The organism is Pseudomonas sp. AU12215, assembly GCF_001675465.2.
GTDB lineage: Bacteria > Pseudomonadota > Gammaproteobacteria > Pseudomonadales > Pseudomonadaceae > Pseudomonas > Pseudomonas nitroreducens.
Genome location: NZ_MACM02000177.1, coordinates 1 through 17,882, shown reverse-complemented (window position 1 = coordinate 17,882; position 17,882 = coordinate 1). Strand labels below are relative to the sequence as shown.

Annotated in this window: 19 protein-coding genes; 10 read left to right on the top strand and 9 right to left on the bottom strand. The window is 66.6% G+C overall.

Going from position 1 to position 17,882, the window contains the following annotated elements:
• The first annotated feature begins 105 nt into the window (after positions 1 to 105).
• Positions 106 to 1,110: a type I glyceraldehyde-3-phosphate dehydrogenase gene (gene gap / locus A9513_RS30305; RefSeq protein ID WP_065086343.1), complete on the top strand. Its 1,005-nt coding sequence runs from the start codon at positions 106 to 108 to the stop codon at positions 1,108 to 1,110.
• A gap of 186 nt (positions 1,111 to 1,296) precedes the next feature.
• Here gap and A9513_RS30300 read toward each other — a convergent pair whose 3' ends face one another.
• Positions 1,297 to 1,479, bottom strand: coding sequence for a DUF1289 domain-containing protein (locus tag A9513_RS30300; protein ID WP_024766417.1), 183 nt, complete (start codon positions 1,477 to 1,479; stop codon positions 1,297 to 1,299).
• A 166-nt stretch (positions 1,480 to 1,645) separates the two neighbouring features.
• Here A9513_RS30300 and A9513_RS30295 point away from each other — a divergent pair, with 166 nt between their 5' ends.
• Positions 1,646 to 2,425: a hypothetical protein gene (locus A9513_RS30295; RefSeq protein ID WP_065086342.1), complete on the top strand. Its 780-nt coding sequence runs from the start codon at positions 1,646 to 1,648 to the stop codon at positions 2,423 to 2,425.
• 61 nt (positions 2,426 to 2,486) lie between these two features.
• Here the strand turns inward: A9513_RS30295 and bglX are convergent, their stop codons facing one another.
• From bglX to A9513_RS30265, 6 genes are all read right to left on the bottom strand, one after another.
• Positions 2,487 to 4,784 carry a beta-glucosidase BglX gene (gene bglX / locus A9513_RS30290; RefSeq protein WP_255302909.1) on the bottom strand — a complete coding sequence of 766 codons (2,298 nt, stop codon included), beginning with the start codon at positions 4,782 to 4,784 and terminating at the stop codon, positions 2,487 to 2,489.
• A 205-nt stretch (positions 4,785 to 4,989) separates the two neighbouring features.
• Entirely contained in the window at positions 4,990 to 6,030 is a 1,041-nt protein-coding gene (gene scpB, locus A9513_RS30285) for an SMC-Scp complex subunit ScpB (RefSeq protein ID WP_024766420.1), read from the bottom strand.
• Positions 6,031 to 6,114: 84 nt separating this feature from the next.
• Entirely contained in the window at positions 6,115 to 6,969 is an 855-nt protein-coding gene (locus A9513_RS30280) for a ScpA family protein (protein ID WP_255302908.1), read from the bottom strand.
• Positions 6,970 to 7,488: 519 nt separating this feature from the next.
• A complete protein-coding gene (locus A9513_RS30275) occupies positions 7,489 to 8,703 on the bottom strand; it encodes a tryptophan--tRNA ligase (RefSeq protein ID WP_024766422.1) in 1,215 nt (404 codons plus the stop codon).
• 61 nt (positions 8,704 to 8,764) lie between these two features.
• Positions 8,765 to 9,394, bottom strand: a complete 630-nt coding sequence (locus A9513_RS30270; RefSeq protein ID WP_065086340.1) for an L-threonylcarbamoyladenylate synthase — start codon at positions 9,392 to 9,394, stop codon at positions 8,765 to 8,767.
• Complete coding sequence (locus A9513_RS30265) at positions 9,391 to 10,266, bottom strand: PHP domain-containing protein (RefSeq protein WP_065086339.1); 876 nt, start codon at positions 10,264 to 10,266, stop codon at positions 9,391 to 9,393. The genes A9513_RS30270 and A9513_RS30265 overlap by 4 nt, the downstream gene beginning before the upstream one ends.
• Positions 10,267 to 10,433: 167 nt before the next feature.
• Between A9513_RS30265 and A9513_RS30260 the strand changes: the two genes are divergently transcribed.
• The 7 genes from A9513_RS30260 to A9513_RS30230 all read left to right on the top strand — a co-directional run bounded on the left by A9513_RS30260 (position 10,434) and on the right by A9513_RS30230 (position 15,140).
• The gene (locus A9513_RS30260) at positions 10,434 to 11,027 is read left to right on the top strand and encodes a septation protein A (protein WP_065086338.1); all 594 of its coding nucleotides are present in this window, start codon (positions 10,434 to 10,436) and stop codon (positions 11,025 to 11,027) included.
• A 1-nt stretch (position 11,028) separates the two neighbouring features.
• Entirely contained in the window at positions 11,029 to 11,328 is a 300-nt protein-coding gene (locus A9513_RS30255; protein WP_037011035.1) for a YciI family protein, read from the top strand.
• A gap of 103 nt (positions 11,329 to 11,431) precedes the next feature.
• A complete protein-coding gene (locus A9513_RS30250; RefSeq protein ID WP_037011037.1) occupies positions 11,432 to 11,890 on the top strand; it encodes a hypothetical protein in 459 nt (152 codons plus the stop codon).
• 13 nt (positions 11,891 to 11,903) lie between these two features.
• Positions 11,904 to 12,581: a response regulator transcription factor gene (locus A9513_RS30245; protein ID WP_065086337.1), complete on the top strand. Its 678-nt coding sequence runs from the start codon at positions 11,904 to 11,906 to the stop codon at positions 12,579 to 12,581.
• Between the two features lie 169 nt (positions 12,582 to 12,750).
• A complete protein-coding gene (locus A9513_RS30240; RefSeq protein ID WP_024766429.1) occupies positions 12,751 to 13,206 on the top strand; it encodes a Spy/CpxP family protein refolding chaperone in 456 nt (151 codons plus the stop codon).
• A gap of 90 nt (positions 13,207 to 13,296) precedes the next feature.
• Positions 13,297 to 14,634 (top strand): HAMP domain-containing sensor histidine kinase, encoded by a 1,338-nt coding sequence (locus tag A9513_RS30235; RefSeq protein ID WP_037011057.1) that lies wholly within the window; start codon positions 13,297 to 13,299, stop codon positions 14,632 to 14,634.
• 26 nt (positions 14,635 to 14,660) lie between these two features.
• Complete coding sequence (locus tag A9513_RS30230; RefSeq protein WP_037011039.1) at positions 14,661 to 15,140, top strand: hypothetical protein; 480 nt, start codon at positions 14,661 to 14,663, stop codon at positions 15,138 to 15,140.
• Here the strand turns inward: A9513_RS30230 and A9513_RS30225 are convergent.
• Both A9513_RS30225 and A9513_RS30220 read right to left on the bottom strand, forming a co-directional pair.
• On the bottom strand, positions 15,121 to 15,681 hold the full coding sequence (locus A9513_RS30225) for an NAD(P)H nitroreductase (RefSeq protein ID WP_024767432.1): 561 nt from the start codon (positions 15,679 to 15,681) through the stop codon (positions 15,121 to 15,123). The two genes, A9513_RS30230 and A9513_RS30225, sit on opposite strands and share 20 nt — an antisense overlap.
• 76 nt (positions 15,682 to 15,757) lie before the next feature.
• Positions 15,758 to 16,129 carry a YkgJ family cysteine cluster protein gene (locus A9513_RS30220; RefSeq protein ID WP_024767433.1) on the bottom strand — a complete coding sequence of 124 codons (372 nt, stop codon included), beginning with the start codon at positions 16,127 to 16,129 and terminating at the stop codon, positions 15,758 to 15,760.
• Positions 16,130 to 16,284: 155 nt separating this feature from the next.
• Between A9513_RS30220 and A9513_RS30215 the strand changes: the two genes are divergently transcribed.
• Positions 16,285 to 17,739: a TrkH family potassium uptake protein gene (locus A9513_RS30215; protein ID WP_024767434.1), complete on the top strand. Its 1,455-nt coding sequence runs from the start codon at positions 16,285 to 16,287 to the stop codon at positions 17,737 to 17,739.
• Positions 17,740 to 17,882 lie beyond the last annotated feature (143 nt).

The window sequence follows — 17,882 nt, the reverse complement described above, 5'->3', positions numbered from 1 at the left end:
CAGTTGTTGTTTTTACAACATAATTGTTTATTCCAAGGCGTTTACTTTTCAACGACGTGGAAATTTAATGGTTTTTACCACAACAAAAGAAAAGAGACGACCTCAATGACTATACGCCTGGCAATCAACGGATTTGGCCGCATCGGTCGGAACGTGCTCCGCGCGCTCTACTCGGGCGGCTATCGCCAGCACCTGCAAGTGGTGGCGATCAACGACCTTGGCGACGCCGCGATCAACGCCCATCTGCTGCAGTTCGACAGCGTGCATGGACGTTTTCCCGGCCAGGTCGAGCATGACGCCGAAAGTCTCAGGGTAGAGGGCGACGTGATTGCCGTCACGGCCATCCGCGATCCGGCGCAGCTGCCGTGGAAGGCGCTGGCGGTGGATATCGTGCTCGAATGCACCGGCCACTTCACCTCTCGCGACAAGGCTGCCGCGCACCTGCAGGCCGGCGCGCGCCAGGTACTGATATCGGCGCCGGGCCAGGGTGTCGACGCCACGGTGGTCTTCGGCGTCAACGAAGGCATCCTGCGCGCCGAACACCAGATCGTCTCCAACGCCTCCTGCACGACCAACTGCCTGGCGCCGGTGGCCCAGGTGCTGCACCGCGAACTGGGCATCGAGCACGGCCTGATGACCACCATCCACGCCTACACCAACGACCAGAGCCTCTCCGACGTCTACCACAGCGACCCGTACCGGGCGCGTTCGGCCACCCAGTCGATGATCCCGACCAGGACCGGCGCCGCCGAAGCGGTGGGCCTGGTGCTGCCGGAACTGGCCGGCAAGCTGACGGGGCTGGCGGTGCGGGTTCCCGTCATTAACATTTCGCTGGTGGACCTCACGGTGCAGGTCGGCCGCGATACCAGCGCGCAGGAAATCAACGAGTTGATGGAGCGTGCCAGCGAGCTTTCGCCGATCCTCGGCTTCAACCGCCTGCCGCTGGTCTCGGTGGACTTCAATCACGATCCTCGCTCGGCCATCTTCGATGCCAGCCATACGCGGGTGAATGGGCGGCTGGTGAAGGTGATGGCCTGGTACGACAACGAGTGGGGGTTTTCCAATCGGATGCTGGATACGGCGCGGGTGATGGTTGCCTCACGGGGGTAAACGGTACCGGCTGCCCGCAAGAGCCCCTCACCCCAGCCCTCTCCCAGAGGGAGAGGGAGCCGATTGTTCCGGCTGGCGCCATTGGCTCTCCCTGCGCCAAACGGTCCCCTCTCCCTCTGGAGCGGGGCGCGCAGCCAGGGTCAGGGTGAGGGAAAGGCGGGGCACAGAGCTGCCAGGTTGGCCTGTTCAGCGATACAGCCGCTTCCCCTGTGCCTCCAGCACCAGCAGGCGCATGTCGGCCTCGGCCCGGATCGCTTCCTGGCCGAGATGATCGACGCGCTTCCACGCCTTGATCTCCTCGCGGCTGCGGCCACAGCCCAGGCAGATACCTTCTTCGAACTCGCAGACCTTGATGCACGGACTCTTCACGGACTTCCTCGTGGTTTCGGCTGGATGAATGTCAGTGGGTCTCTACTAATGGACACCCGCGCGGCGCCAAGGTCCAACTCGATTTCCCCATCGGCGCCATCGACCCTGGCAATCGAAGGGTGCGCACCTTGCTAGAATCCGCCGTCCACGCTGCCCGACCTCGCCCATGCTCGCCCTCAAGCTCACCCTCGTGCCGCTGTTCCTGTTGCTGGTCTCGCTCTCCGGGCGCTGGTGGGGCCCGGCCGTGGCCGGCTGCCTGGCCGCCCTGCCCGCCATCGCGGGGCCGATCCTCTACCTGATCACCGTGGAGCATGGCCGCGACTTCGGTGCCCACGCCGCGCTGCTCGCACTGGCCGCGATCTTCGCCGCTGAGGCGTTCAACTTCGCCTATGCCTGGATCTGTCGTCGCCATGGATGGCTGCTGGCATTGACCGGCGCCATGCTCGCCTGGCTGGTGGCCGGCTGGGCTCTGACCCAACTGCCCGCCTCGCCCGTATGGGCGTTGCTCGCTGCGGCCGTGGGCGCGTTGACCAGTCAGCTGTGCATGCCCCGTGCCGAGCTGAGCGCCGCCGTCGCTCCACTGCGCCGCTTCGAGCTGGGCCTGCGCATGCTCGCCGGCGCGCTGCTGACGCTGGCCGTCACCGCCCTCGCCGGCTGGGCCGGCCCCAGCTGGAGTGGCTTGCTGGCGGTGTTCCCGCTGCTCTCCATCGTGCTTTGCGTGTCGTCCCAGCGGCTGCACGGGCCGGGGTTCGTCATTGCCCTGCTGCGCGGCATGGTCACCGGGCGACCGGCTTTCGCGGCTTTCTGCCTGTGCCTGGCGCTGCGTTTGCCAGGCAATGACATCCTGCCCAGCTTTGCCGAGGCGGCACTGCTGGCCGTTCTGCTACAGGGCACAGTGCGCTGGCTGATCGGCGTGCGATCGCGACGGCTCGCCAAAGCCGCCTGACAAAGAAAAACGCCACGGCTGAACCAGCCGTGGCGTTTTCGTCTGCAGCAGCGGGTAACGCTTAGAGCAGCGTGAAGCTCTGTTCCTTCACGTTGTCCGAATCCAGGCCGACGTAGACCTTGAACTCGCCCGGCTCCGAGGCATAGCGCAGCTGGCTGTCGTAGAAGCGCAGGTCTTCCTCGCGGATCGGGAACTGCACCACCTTCGACTCGCCCGGCTGCAGCAGGATCTTCTCGAAGCCCTTGAGCTCCTTGACCGGACGACTGATGGACGCGGCGACGTCGCGCAGGTAGAGCTGCACGGTGGTTTCGCCGGCGACCTTGCCGGTGTTCTTCACGGTGACGCTGGCGGTCAGCTGGTCGCCCTTCTTCAGCTTGCTGCCCGACAGCTTCACGTCGGAGACGCTGAAGTCGGTGTAGCTCAAGCCGTAGCCGAACGGGTACAGCGGGCCGTTCTCCGAGTCGAAGTAGCGCGAGGTGTACTTGTTCGGGTGCTCGTGGTCGAACGGGCGGCCGGTGTTCAGGTGGTTGTAGTAGATCGGCACCTGGCCCACCGAGCGCGGGAAGGTCATGGTCAGCTTGCCCGACGGGTTGTAGTCGCCGAACAGCACGTCGGCGATGGCGTTGCCGCCTTCGGTGCCGCTGAACCAGGTTTCCAGCACGGCGTCGGCGTTGGCGCTTTCCCAGCGCAGGTCCATCGGCCGGCCGTTCATCAGCACCAGCACCAGCGGTTTGCCGGTGGCCTTGAGGGCCTTGAGCAGCTCGATCTGGCTTTGCGCGATGTGCAGGTTGGTCTTGCTCGACGCCTCGTGGGCCATGCCCTGGGATTCGCCGACCACGGCCACCACCACGTCAGCCTGCTTCGCCTTCTCGACGGCTTCGTCGATCATGGCCTTCGGGCTGCGCGGGTCGACCTTCACGTCGTCGCTGTACTCGTTGAGGTATTTGACGATCTCCGGATCGTCGGTGACGTTGGCGCCCTTGGCGTAGAGCAGCGCGGCGTGGCCACGGGTGGCGGCGCCCATGCCCTCGAGCACGGTCACGGCCTGGAAGGCCTTGCCGGCGGCGGACCAGCTGCCCATCACGTCGCGCTTGCTGTCGGCCAGCGGGCCGATCAGCGCGATCACGCCATCGCGCTTGAGCGGCAGCACGCCACCCTCGTTTTTCAGCAGGACCATGCCCTTGCGCGCGATCTCGCGGGCGTCGGCGCGGTGCAGGCGCTCTTCGGCATCGGTATCCACCGGGTCCTTGCCCTGCAGGTAACGGTACGGGTCCTGGAACAGGCCCATGTCCCACTTGGCGGCGAGCACGTCGCGGCAGGCACGGTCGATCTCGTCCTGACTGATCAGCCCGGCCTTGAGCAGCTCGGGCATGTGCTTGCCGTAGAGGTCGTCGTTCATGTTCATTTCGACGCCGGCGTTGATCGCTGCCTGGGTGGCGTCGCGCTCGGTGGCGGCCACGCCGTGCTTGATCAGCTCCAGCACCGCGCCGTGGTCGCTCAGGGTCAGGCCCTTGTAGCCCCACTGCTTGCGCAGCAGGTCCTGCAGCAGCCAGGTGTTGGCGGTGGCCGGCACGCCGTTGATGCTGTTGAGCGAGACCATTACCGCGCCGGCGCCGGCATCGATGGCCGCGCGGTAAGGCGGCAGGTAGTCCTGGAACATGCGCTGCGGGCTCATGTCCACGGTGTTGTAGTCGCGGCCGCCTTCGCCGGCGCCGTACAGGGCGAAGTGCTTGACCCCGGCCATGATGGTTTCCGGCTGGTTCAGGCCCTTGCCCTGGTAGCCCTTGACCACTGCGGCGGCGACCTTGCTGGTCAGCCAGGCGTCTTCGCCGAAGCCTTCGGAAACACGGCCCCAGCGTGGATCGCGGGCGATGTCGACGGTGGGCGAATAGGTCAGGTTGAGGCCATCGGCGCTGGCCTCGATGGCCGAGACGCGGGCGCTGCGTTCAATGGCCGCCAGGTCCCAGCTTGCCGCCAGCCCCAGGCCGATGGGGAATACGGTGCGGTGGCCGTGAACCACGTCGTAGGCAAAGAACAGCGGAATCTTCAGGCGGCTCTTCATGGCCGCGTCCTGCAGGTCACGGATGCCCGGACGGACCACGGTGTTGAACACTGCGCCGGTGGTGCCCTCGGCGATTTCCTTCAGCAGTACCGGCTTGGGATGGTCCGGCCCGACGCTGACCAGGCGCAGCTGGCCGATCTTCTCTTCCAGTGTCATGCGCTGCATCAGGCTGTCGATGAAAGCGTCCTTCGACTGGCCGGCGAGCGGTACGGCAGGAGCATCGGCAGGCGCCTGGGCGGCGGAAAGCGAAGCGCTGGTCAGGCCCAGCAGGAGGCCGAGCCAGCAGATACGGCTGATTGGAGTTCTTTTCATATGGGTACTCAGCAGCCTGCGCGAAGCGCCGGGCCACTGTGGAATGTTGTTAGAGGGGCATCGAACAGGTGGGATTCCGGCGACTCCCCCGGGTGTAGTCGCCAGCGCCTTTCGAACGCGGCACATAAGGTCGTCGCGCCGAGGGCGGAAGTCAATCACCGAACGGCTGGAAAACGCCGGTGAATGGGTCTCAATGGTCGCGATTGAGCCGGTTGAATTCCATTTCCTCGCGCATGGCTTCGCGCAGGGCGCGTTCCTCGTCCCACTCTTCTTCCGGCGCAGGGGCCGGCGGCTGGGGCGCCGGTTCCGGCTGCGCAGCGGGCTCGGCCGGCGCACCGGGTTCGGCGGCACCTGCAGCCTCGGCGTCGGACGCGACTTCGGGCAGGCCGTGGACGCCGCTGAAATCGGCATCCACGCCGCTGTCTTCGTCGTCACTCGGCGGAAGGTCGATGAGGTCGTCGAAGTCGGTCTTCAGGCCCTGCTCCATCTCGTCCAGCTCGGCGAGCAGGCTGCGGAAGCTGGTTTCTTCCTTCGGTTCTTCCGGCGGCGCGGGCTCCGGCTCCTCGCCGGCATCGCGCACGGCCTGGTCGGCCAGTGCCTGCAGGGACGGCGGGATGTAGTCCTCGTCGTACTCCTCGGGGCCGGGCAGGCTGACGGTGGGCGCCATGTCCTCGAGGATCGGCTGCGGCTCGGGCTCCATCAGCTTCAGCTCGGCCAGCGGCGGCAACTCCTCCAGGCTCTTCAGGTTGAAGTAGTCGAGGAAGGTCCGGGTGGTGGCGAGCATGGCCGGGCGGCCGGGGACTTCACGGTAGCCGACGATGCGGATCCACTCGCGCTCCATCAGCGTCTTGACGATCTGGGTGTTCACCGCGACGCCACGGATTTCCTCGATCTCGCCACGGGTGATGGGCTGGCGGTAGGCAATCAACGCCAAGGTTTCCAGCAACGCTCGGGAATAGCGCTGCGGGCGCTCTTCCCACAGACGGCCAACCCAGGAGGCGAACTTCTCGCGCACCTGCAGACGGTAGCCGGTGGCAACTTCCTTGAGCTCGAAGGCCCGCCCGGAACAGGACAGGCTCAGCACCGCCAGTGCATCGCGGAACTGCTGCGGCTCCGGGCGTTCCGCCTCCTCGAACAACTCGCCGAGGCGCTCCAGCGACATGGGCTTGCCGGCAGCCAGGAGGATGCCTTCGAGCAGGGTCGCCAGTTCTTGCGGGTCGGAGAGATTCATCGGGAAGCTCGGGTCAGGTGGTAAGGATTGGCCGTTCAGGCGGGAAAGCTACTCAAAGCGCGGCGCCAGGGCAACGCTGGCGGATCAGAGCGGCTCTTCGTCGGGCTCTGCGTCCGTCTCGGCGCCTTCATCGAAGTGGCCATCCTCGAAGGTCAGTTCGACCGGCGGTTCCTCGCGGGGCTCGAAGACGTCCTCATCGCCCTCCTCCAGCACTTCCTCGACAGGCACGGCGCCTTCCTGCACTTCCGTACGGGCGCGGACGTGGATGGGCGCGAAGGCCTCGTTCTGTACCAGCTCCACCAGCTGTTCCTTGACCAGCTCGAGCACCGCCATGAAGGTCACCACCACGCCCAGCTTGCCTTCCTCGACACGGAACAGCGTGATGAAGGGGACGAAACCCTCGCCCTTCAGGCGCTCGAGGATCTCGCTCATGCGCTCGCGGGTGGAGAGCATTTCGCGGGTGACCTGGTGGCTTTCGAACAGGTCGGCGCGGCGCAGCACCTCGGCCATGCACAGCATCAGCTCCTGCATGTCCACGTCCGGCAGCAGCCGGCGCGCCCGCGCATCCGGCGCGGCGATGGTCGGCACCACGTAGTCGCGACCCAGGCGCGGCAGTTCGTCGAGGTCCTCGGCGGCCTTCTTGAAGCGCTCGTACTCCTGCAGGCGGCGGATCAGCTCGGCGCGCGGGTCGTCCTCGTCTTCCTCGGCCTCGGCCGAGCGCGGCAGCAGCATGCGCGACTTGATCTCGGCGAGCATGGCGGCCATTACCAGGTACTCGGCGGCCAGCTCCAGGCGCACCGACTTCATCAGCTCGACGTAGCCCATGTACTGGCGGGTGATCTCCGCCACGGGGATATCGAGGATGTTGATGTTCTGCTTGCGGATCAGGTAGAGCAGCAGGTCGAGCGGACCCTCGAAGGCTTCGAGGAAGACCTCCAGGGCGTCCGGCGGGATGTACAGGTCCTGCGGCATCTCCGTCAGGGCCTCGCCGTAGACGAGCGCCAGCTGCACCGGCACCTGGTATTCAGGGGCGGCGGCAGGGGCTTCCGGCTCGGTCAGGTCACTCATCGGCCACTCGTCAGGCTCAGGGTTGGAAGACGGCATTATCCCTGCTTTTGCCGGCGGCGCGAGGGGCTTTTGGCGGATTCGCAGCGCACTCGGCACACCTGTGCGTAGGAGCAACTGTCTTCTTCTGCGAGTCCGTGCTCGGGGGTTCCTCCCTCTCCCCAGCCCTCTCCCTGAAGGGAGAGGGAGCCGTCCGTCCCGGCTGATGCCATGGTTTCATCCTACTCCGAACGGTCCCCTCTCCCCCTGGGAGAGGGTTAGGGTGAGGGCTGATCCGAGTACAGGACTGTCGGGTAGGAGCGACTCTGTCCGCGATCGTTTTCCRGCGGCTCCGAGCCGGCCGGCGGCACATGGCGGACGGAGTCCGCTTACGCAGTCGGCAAGACCGCGTGCTCAGCGGTACGACAGCCCCATGGCATGCCGCACCTCCACCAGGGTCTCCCGCGCCGCCTCACGGGCGCGCTCGGCGCCTTCGGCGAGGATGCTGCGCACCAGTTCGGGGTTGTCCTCGTAGTCCAGCGCGCGCTCCTGGATCGGCGCCAGCTCCTGGAGGATCGACTCGATCAGCGGCCGCTTGCAGTCCAGGCAGCCGATCCCGGCGCTGCGGCAGCCTTCCTGCACCCACTGGCGGCAGCCGTCGTCGGAATAGATCAGGTGCCACTGCCACACCGGGCAGCGTTCCGGATCGCCCGGATCGCGACGGTGCACGCGCGCAGGGTCCGTGGGCATGCGCGCGATCTTTTCCTCGATCACGGCCGGGCTGTCGCGCAGGGCAATGGTGTTGTGGTGCGACTTGGACATCTTCTGCCCGTCCAGCCCCGGCATCTTCGGTGCGTGGCTGGTCAGGGTGTGCGGCTCGGGCAGCAGCATGCGGCTGCTGCCTTCGAGGTAGCCGAACAGCCGGTCGCGGTCCCCCAGGGTCAGGCTCTGCTGCTCCATCAGCAGCGCGCGGGCGGTTTCCAGCGCTTCGGCGTCGCCCTGCTCCTGCCAGGCCCGGCGCAGGCTGGCGTACAGCTTGCCGGTCTTCTTGCCCAGGCGGGCGATGGCAGTCTGCGCACGGTCTTCGAAGTCCACCTCGCCGCCGTACAGGTGGTTGAAGCGGCGGGCGATCTCGCGGGTGAATTCGACATGGGCGAACTGGTCGGAGCCCACCGGCACCAGGCCTGCGCGGTAGATCAGGATATCCGCGGCCTGCAGCAGCGGGTAGCCGAGGAAGCCGAAGGTGGAGAGGTCCTTGTGGACCAGTTTCTCCTGCAGTTCCTTGTAGGTGGGCACACGCTCCAGCCAGGACAGCGGGCAGATCATCGACAGCAGCAGGTGCAACTCGGCGTGCTCGGGGACCTGGGACTGGATGAACAGCGTCGCCGCGCTGGGGCTGACGCCCACCGCCAGCCAGTCGATGGCCATGTCGCGCACGTGCTGGCGGATGCTGGCGGTCTCGTCGTACTCGGTGGTCAATGCATGCCAGTCGACGATGGAGAAGTAACACTCGTATTCGTGCTGGAGTTTCACCCAGTTCTGCAGCACGCCGTGGTAATGCCCCAGGTGCAGGCGCCCGGTGGGGCGCATGCCGGACAGCACGCGGCGCAGGGATTCGACGCTGGTCAAGCGGTCAACCTCGCGGGTTCGGCGATGGAACGAGGGAGTATAGCCAGCACGCCGGGCGTGTTCAGGCGTTGACCATGAAGGGTTCCGGATCGCCGCAGCCGACGCGTACCACCGCCGGGTCTTCGTCGGTGAGGGCGATCACGGTGGAAGCTTCGCCGCCGCCGAAACCACCATCGATGATCAGGTCGACCAGGTGTTCCAGCTGGTCGCGCATCTCGTAGGGGTCGTTCAGTGGCTCCGTCTCCCCCGGCAGGATCAGGCTCACGCTCATCAGCGGCTCACCCAGCTCCTCCAGCAGCGCCAGGGCGATCGGGCAGGCCGGCACCCGCAGGCCAATGGTGCGGCGCTTGGGGTGCAGCAACATGCGCGGCACTTCGCGAGTGGCGTTGAGGATGAAGGTATAGGGGCCGGGTGTATGCGCCTTGAGCAAGCGGAACAGGCGCGTGTCGACCTTGGCGTAGAGGCCGAGCTCCGACAGGTCACGGCAGACCAGGGTGAAGTTGTGCTTGTCGTCCAGCCGGCGGATGTGGCGGATGCGCTCCACCGCGGCCTTCTCGCCGATGCGACAACCCAACGCATAGGACGAGTCGGTGGGATAGGCGATCACTCCCCCCTGGCGGACGATCTCCACGGCCTGCTTGATCAGGCGCGCCTGGGGATTTTCCGGGTGGATCTGAAAGAACTGGCTCATGGAGTCTCCTCGATCCCGATAGCGTTCTCGGCACTGGCGAAGCGCGGCCAGAGTGGCGGCAGGTCCTCCGGCACGCTGCGGTACAGCCCCAGCTCCGACCAATCACTGGGACCGTGGAAGTCGCTGCCAGCCGTGACCATCAGGCCGAACTCGCGGACCAGGATGCTCAATACGCCGACCTGCTCGGCCGGCTGCGGGCCGTTACAGACTTCCAGCGCATGGCCGCCGGCGGCGATGAAATCCGCCACCAGCTTGCGCCGCTTGGTGCGGGTGAAATCGTACTGGTAGGGGTGCGCGAGGCTGACCCAGGCGCCGGCCGCGCGCAGGGTGCCGACGGCGTCGGCGAGGCTCGGCCAGTGCTGCTTGACGTCGCCCAGCTTGCCGGCGCCCAGCCACTTGCGGAAGGCTTCGGCGCGGTCCTTGACATGGCCCTGGCGCAGCAGGAACTCGGCGAAGTGCGGGCGTGCCGGCGCGTTTTCGCTGTCGCCCAGCTCCGCCTGGATCGCCCGCGCGCCCTCGAAGGCTCCGGGCATGCCCTTGGCTTCCAGGCGCCGGCCGATCTCCTCGGCACGGCTCCAGCGGGCGCGGTGCAGGTCGCCCAGCGCCTTCACCAGCGGCTCGGCCGTCGCGTCGAAGCCATAGCCCAGCACATGAATGGTCGCCCCACCCCAGGTGCAGGAGACCTCGACGCCATCCACCAGCTCCATGCCCAGCGCCTCTGCAGCGCGGCGCGCCTCGGGCAGGCCGTCGAGGGTGTCGTGGTCGGTCAGCGCCAGCACGCGCACGCCGCGCCCGTGGGCACGCTCGACCAGGGCGGTCGGGCTGAGCTGTCCGTCGGACGCGGTGCTGTGGCAGTGCAGGTCGACTCGCATGCGGTTTCCTGGGGACGAGGGGATAACTTTCTGTATAGACGCTTCTGTGCCAACGCTCCCGCGGCAACGGCTTGAAACCATGATCTGACGCAGCGTTGGGCGGATGGCCCTTTCAGTTCACCCGCAGGTTGGTATTATGCCGGCTCTACTGGGCTCTGGCTGCCGTAATGAAGCAATTCATCGATTTCATTCCCCTCATCCTCTTCTTCATCGTCTACAAGCTCGACCCGCGCAACGTCGAACTCGCCGGCCAGAGCTTCTCGGTCGGGGGAATCTACAGCGCCACGGCCGTGCTGATCGCCACCTCCGTGGTGGTCTACGGCGCCCTGCTGATCAAGCAGCGCCGATTGGACAAAGGCCAGTGGGTGACGCTCGCCGCCTGCCTGGTGTTCGGCGGCATGACCCTGGCCTTCCACAGCGAAACCTTCCTCAAATGGAAGGCACCGGTGGTGAACTGGCTGTTCGCCCTGGCCTTCGCCGGCAGCCACTTCATCGGCGACCGCCCGCTGATCCAGCGCATCATGGGCCATGCGGTCAACCTGACCGACGCCCTCTGGGCGAAGCTGAACATCGCCTGGGTGCTGTTCTTCCTGATCTGCGGCTGTGTCCAGCTGTTCGTCGCCTTCACCTTCCAGAGCATCTGGGTGGACTTCAAGGTGTTCGGCAGCCTGGGCATGACCCTGCTGTTCCTGATCGGCCAGGGCGTGTTCCTGGCCCGCCACATGCACGATGAACCTACCGGCGAAAAACCCAAGGACTGACATGCTCTACGCGATCATTGCCCGTGACATCACCGCCTCCCAAGAACGCCGCCTGGCCGCGCGCCCCGCGCACATCGCCCGCCTGGAGCAACTGAAGGAAGAGGGCCGCCTGGTCCTGGCCGGCCCGCACCCGGCCATCGACAGCAACGACCCGGGCGCCGCCGGCTTCACCGGCAGCCTGATCGTCGCCGAATTCGACTCCCTGGCCGCCGCGCAAGCCTGGGCCGACGCCGACCCGTACCGCGCCGCTGGCGTCTACGCTGAAGTCGTGGTCAAGCCATTCAAGAAAGTCCTGCCGTAACGACGCCCCATCGTTGCAGCCCCAGGGCAGGGACGCCGGGGATGCGCAGTCGTATCCGCCGGCCCATCCGGGCAGGCGCCGTATCATCGAACAAGGAGTCCCGATGTATCGTCTGCCCTTGCTGCTCTGCCTCGCCCTGCCCCCCGCCGCCCTGGCCGAAGAGCCCGCCACGGAACCACCGGCACCGGCACTGTCCAATACTCAGCCCGCCGCCCTGCCCGACAATGCCCCCAGTACCGAGGCCAATGCCGAGCAGGAAACCGCTGAACGCCTGAAGGAACTGGAAAGCCGCCTCGCCGAAAGCGAGCAGCAGCGCCAGGTTCTGGCCACACAATTGGCCAACCCGGACAATAGCCAGGACGAAGCTCAGATCGTCGGTCTGCGCCAGGAGAACCAGCGCCTGAAACTGCAATTGCGCGAAGCGCAGGCCAACCAGCCGCCGCGCCTGTTAACCGAGCAGCAGACCTGGTACGTCGCCGGCGCCGGCACGGCCCTGCTGGCCTTCATCCTCGGTGCACTGGCCCGCGGCAGGCGCCGCCAGCGCCGCGAATGGATCAACTGAAAGATGTCCCTGCATGAGTGAATTGCTGCTGATCGACGACGATGTCGAACTCTGCGAACTGCTGAGCACCTGGCTGACCCAGGAAGGCTTCAGCATCCGCGCCGCCCATGATGGCGCGCAGGCCCGTGCTGCACTCGGCAGCCGAGCGCCGGACGCGGTCGTGCTCGACGTCATGCTGCCCGACGGCAGCGGCCTGGAGCTGCTCAAGTCGCTGCGCAGCGACCACCCGGACCTGCCGGTGCTGATGCTCTCCGCCCGAGGCGAGCCGCTGGACCGTATCCTCGGCCTGGAACTGGGAGCCGACGACTACCTGGCCAAGCCCTGCGACCCGCGCGAACTGACCGCCCGCCTGCGCGCCGTGCTACGCCGCAGCCACCCGGCGCAACCCGCCGCGCAACTGGAACTGGGCGACCTGGCGCTGAACCTGTCGCGCGGCGTGGTCAGCATCGGCCCCGAAGAGATCAGCCTGACCCTCTCCGAGAGCCGCATCCTCGAAGCCCTGCTGCGCCAACCGGGCGAGCCACTGGACAAGCAGGCCCTGGCGCAGCTCGCGCTGGGCCGCAAGCTGACGCTGTACGACCGCAGCCTGGACATGCACGTCAGCAACCTGCGCAAGAAGCTCGGCGGCCACCCCGACGGCCGCCCGCGCATCCTCGCTCTGCGCGGGCGCGGCTACTTCTACGCGCCCTGAACCCTCCGTACTGCTGGCCCGGGCCGCTCTGGCCCGGGCTTTCGTAAAGATTCCAGCAGGGCCTCACCTAATCTTTACCGAAGCTTTACGTGGGCCTGACCGCCCTTGACCTTGCCGACCCTAGACTGGGCTCATCCGGTAACGACCGGCCCCTGAAAGGAGAAACACCATGCGCAAGACCCTGACCGCCCTGCTGATCGCCGCCGCCCTGCCGACCGTCGCGCTGGCGGCCACTCCCGCGCCGACCGACGCTCCGCCGCCGGCCCCGTTCATGAAAGACCATGGCCCCGGCAAGCACGGTGGCGAACGCGGCGGTGCGTTCCGCGAACTGAACCTGACCCAGGACCAGCGCCAGCAAGTCGGCAAGGTGATGGGCGACTCGATGAAGGATCGCCGCGCGATCACCGAGAAATACTGGAACAAGCTGCCCGAAGCCGATCGCAAGGCCATGCAGGAAGAGCTCAAGGCCAACCACGACAAGGCTGACGCCAGCATTCGCGGCATCCTCACTCCCGAGCAGCAGAAGAAGTTCGACGAGCTGAAGAAGCAGCGTGAACAGCGCAAGGCCGAATGGGCGGAATTCCAGACCTGGAAGGCCCAGAAGGACGGCGCCAAGACCAACTGATCGCTCCACGATGGGCAGGCGCCGGGTTATGCCCGGCGTCTTGCCGTGAGCCCTGACAACGGATAGACCATGCGGCTGAACAGGAAGACCATGCGTTCACTCTTCTGGCGGATCCTCGCCGCCTTCTGGCTCGCCCTGCTGCTGGTGGCCGGACTGTCCATCCTGCTGGGCCGCGCGCTGAACCAGGACACCTGGGTCATCGCCCGCTATCCGGGGCTGCACGACATCGCCAAGCAATGGACCCTGCTCTACGAAACACAAGGCCCGGAAGCCGCACAGCAATTGCTGGAAAGCCGGCGCAAGGACTACGAACTCTCGGTGCAGGTGCTCGACGAGACCGGCCAGCGCCTGGTCAACGGCACCTACCTGCCGCGCCCGCCGCGTCCGCGAGACAACCATTTCGACCGCGAGAACCTGCCGCGCTTCCCCTGGCGCCAGCTGAGCCAGGAATACACCAGCAGCCGCACCGACCAGACCTACCTGTTCATCTACCGCATTCCACACCCGACCCTGCAGGCCTGGCACCGCAGCAGCCTGCTCTGGCCGCTCAGCGCCCTGGGCATCGCTCTGGTGGTGCTGACTGTGTTCAGCCTGCTGCTGACCCTGTCCATCACCCGCCCGCTGAATCGCCTGCGCCGCGCCGTGCATGACCTCGGCCAGACCAGTTACCAACAGGACAGCCTCGCCCGCCTCTCTCGCCGTGGCGACGAACTGGGCGTGCTGGCCCGCGACTTCAACCGCATGGGCGCCCGCCTGCAAGGGCTGATCGGCAGCCAGCGCCAGCTGCTGCGCGATGTGTCCCACGAACTGCGTTCACCACTGGCGCGCCTGCGCATTGCCCTGGCCCTGGCCGAACGTGCCGGCCCCGAACAGCGCGCCGCCATGTGGCCACGCCTGGAACAGGAATGCGATCGCCTGGAAGCGCTGATCGGCGAAATCCTCGCCCTCGCCCGTCTCGACGCCGATCCCGGCCCCACCAGCCGCATCGACCTGCTGCCACTGTTCGAACGCCTGCGCAATGACGCGCAACTGCTCTACCCGGAACAGGACATCCAGCTCGACATCGCTGCGCAACTGGCCCTGGACGGCTGGCCGGACATGCTCGAACGCGCCCTCGACAACCTGCTGCGCAATGCCCTGCGATTCAACCCGGCGGACCAGCCGCTGGAAGTGCAGGCCCGGGTCGATGGCGATCGTGTGCGCATCAGCGTCCGCGACCACGGCCCCGGCGCCAGCGAGGAACACCTGACGCAACTGGGCGAACCTTTCTTCCGCGCTCCCAACCAGAGCAGCGCAGGCCATGGCCTGGGCCTGGCCATCGCCCGCCGCGCCATCGAGCGCCACCATGGACGACTGCGCCTGGCCAACCATCCCGACGGCGGATTCGTCGCCAGCATCGACTTGCCACTACGCCGCCAGGTCGGCTGAACCCTGCGCACTTTCGGAGAGCAACCATGAGCCTGACTGCCTTCGCTACCCCGATCCCCGCTCTGCAACAGCCACTGCCGCCGTCAGTCCTGCTGCGCAGCGAGCCCTGCGACGACCCGCAGTACCTGGTGCTGGCTGTAGAACTGGCACGTCACGCCGCGCGGTGGCGCACACGCTGGCCCGGCTTGCGCCTGAGCCTGCCGCAGAGTGGCACCTGGCCACTGGAAAGCTGGCCCGACGCGCTGGGCGAGGCCCTGGATTCGTTGCTGGAGGCGGCACTGGCGCGGCAACCGCACGCAGCGCTGAAACTCTCGCTCAGCTCCGCCCACGGAGAACTGCGCCTGGACCTGCACGGCCACGACCCGCAAGCGCGGGCCTGGCTGCCGGAGGCCCTGCCCCCGGCGCGGCGCCTGGCCGGCTGGCAGGGTGGCCACCTGTTCTGGCGCGCGCGCGACGGCGGCTGGAAGGTTCGCCTGGAACTGCCGCTCAGCCCCGCCAGGCGCTGACGAAGCCGGCCGGGTCCAGCGGCGCCGGGCGGCGCAGTTCGCCGACCGGCGTGCCGAGGTAGATGAAGCCGACGATGCGCTCATTCTCGGTCAGGCCGAGGCCCTCGCGCACCAGCGGGTCGAATGCCATGGCGCCCGTCCGCCACATCGCCCCCAATCCTTCGACATAGGCTGCCTGGACGATACCGTGGGCGGCACAGCCTGCGGCCAGCCACTGCTCGATTTCCGGCACCTTGGGGTGCTCCTGCAGGCGTGCCACGGCCACCACCAGCAAGGGCGCGCGCAGCGGCATGGCGCGAGCCTTGTCCAGCGCCTCGGGCTTGCCATCCGGCTCGCTCGCTGCCACGGCGCGGGCGAACAGTTCGCCCAGTTCCTTCCGCGCCTCGCCTTCCACGGTGATGAAACGCCAGGGGCGCAGTTGCCCATGATCCGGCGCGCGCAACGCCGAACGGAACAGGCGGTCCAGCTGCTCGGCGGACGGTGCCGGCTCGCTCAGGCGGGCGTGGGACACACGGTTGAGCAACGCGTCGAGAGCCTCCATGGGCTGCCTCCAGTCAAACTCGAAAACCGCCATTGTAGACGCAAGGGGTTCGCATTTGCTGAGGAAAGACAGCGCCTCAGGCCACCCGCTCCGGTGACAATGTCGGCAACACCGGTGGTGTCAGCGGCGGCAGCCCATAGGCGGCGCGGGCCGCGTCGCAGTTCGGGTTGTGAACGCCATCGGTCCAGGACGCTTCGAACTCCCGGCAGGTCGAGGAACGCTGCTCGTACAGGGTGCAGCGCACCCCGCAGCCGACATCGCCCAGCAGCGCCGTACAACGCGATGGACGCACCTCGGTGCCACGCATGGCAACCAGGTGCGGGCTGACCTGGACAACCTGGTCATCGGGGACGATACCGCCAGAAGAGCGGCACTCGCCAAAATAGAAGGACACACGAAAATGCGCGCAGCAGGCGCCGCAGCTCAAACACGGATTGTGAGTGGACATGGATTCGAATGCACTAGAGAAACCGGCGAGCGCCGGCGGGCGGAGACAGATTCTATCCATCCCGTTGCACTTGTGAAGAGGGGGATTTCACGCGGTTTACAGGCAGCAGGCGACAGGTAAAATGGCCGATTCCCATTGGTTTCAGACCTCAGCGCATGGCCCTGCCGACACTACGCACCCTCGGATTCATCATCGGCATCTTCGTGATCACGCTGGCGGTCGCCATGCTGGTTCCCATGGCCACACTGCTCTACTACGGCCGCGCCCACGAACTGCACCCCTTCATCTGGTCGGCGATCATCACCTTCACCTGCGGGCTTGGCATGGTCATCCCCGGCCGCCCGGAGCAGGTGCACCTGCGTCCGCGGGACATGTACATGCTCACCGTGTCGAGCTGGGTGATCGTCTGTTTCTTCTCCTCCCTGCCCTTCATGTTCGCCCGGCACATCAGCTTCACCGACGCAATCTTCGAGAGCATGTCCGGCATTACCGCCACCGGCTCGACCGTCCTCAGCGGGCTGGACAAGATGTCGCCGGGTATCCTCATCTGGCGCTCGCTGCTGCACTGGCTGGGCGGTATCGGCTTCATCGCCATGGCGGTGGCGATCCTGCCGATGCTGCGCATCGGTGGCATGCGCCTGTTCCAGACCGAATCCTCGGACCGCTCCGACAAGGTCATGCCGCGCTCGCACATGGTGGCCAAGTACATAGTCGGGGTTTACGTGGCCATCACCATCGCCGGCACGCTGGCCTTCTGGTGGGCCGGCATGGGCCTGTTCGACTCGCTCAACCACGCCATGTCGGCGATCTCCACCGGCGGTTTCTCCACCTCCGACCAGTCGCTGGCCAAGTGGCACCAGCCGGCGGTGCACTGGGTCGCGGTGGTGGTCATGATCCTGGGCAGCATTCCCTTCGTGCTGTACGTCTCCATGCTGCGTGGCAACCGCAAGGCGCTGATCCGCGACCACCAGGTCCACGGCTTCCTCGGCCTGCTGCTGGTCACCTGGCTGGTGATGGGCACCTGGTACTCGGTGACCTCCAGCCTGCCCTGGCTGGACGCATTCCGCATCGTCGCGGTGAACGTGACCTCGGTGGTCACCACCACCGGCTTCGCCCTGGGCGACTACAGCCTGTGGGGCCACTTCTCGATCATGCTGTTCTTCTACCTGGGCTTCATCGGCGGCTGCTCCGGCTCCACCGCCGGCGGCATCAAGATCTTCCGCTTCCAGGTGGCCTTCACCCTGCTGCGCGCCAGCCTCTACCAACTGATCCACCCGCGCGCGGTGATCAAGCAGAGCTACAACGGCCACCGCCTGGACGAGGAGATCGTGCGTTCGATCCTGACCTTCTCGTTCTTCTTCGGCGCCACCGTCGGTGCCCTGGCGCTGGGCCTGTCGTTCCTCGGCCTGGACTGGATGACCTCGCTGACCGGCGCGGCCAGCACCGTGGCCGGCGTCGGCCCGGGCATGGGGCCGATCATCGGCCCCTCGGGCAACTTCGCCTCGCTGCCGGATGCCGCCAAGTGGCTGCTCTGCGGCGGCATGCTGGCGGGCCGTCTGGAGATCATCACGGTGCTGGTGCTGTTCACCCCGGCGTTCTGGCGGCACTAGCAAATTTGCAGGATGAACACGCAGTAGGATGGCGTGGAGCGCAGCGATACCCATCAATCCCAGGCGCCGACTGCGCCAGGCTTCTGTAGGAGCGAGCTTGCTCGCGAACGCTTGGGCGCCGGTATCAAGCGGTTCGCGAGCAA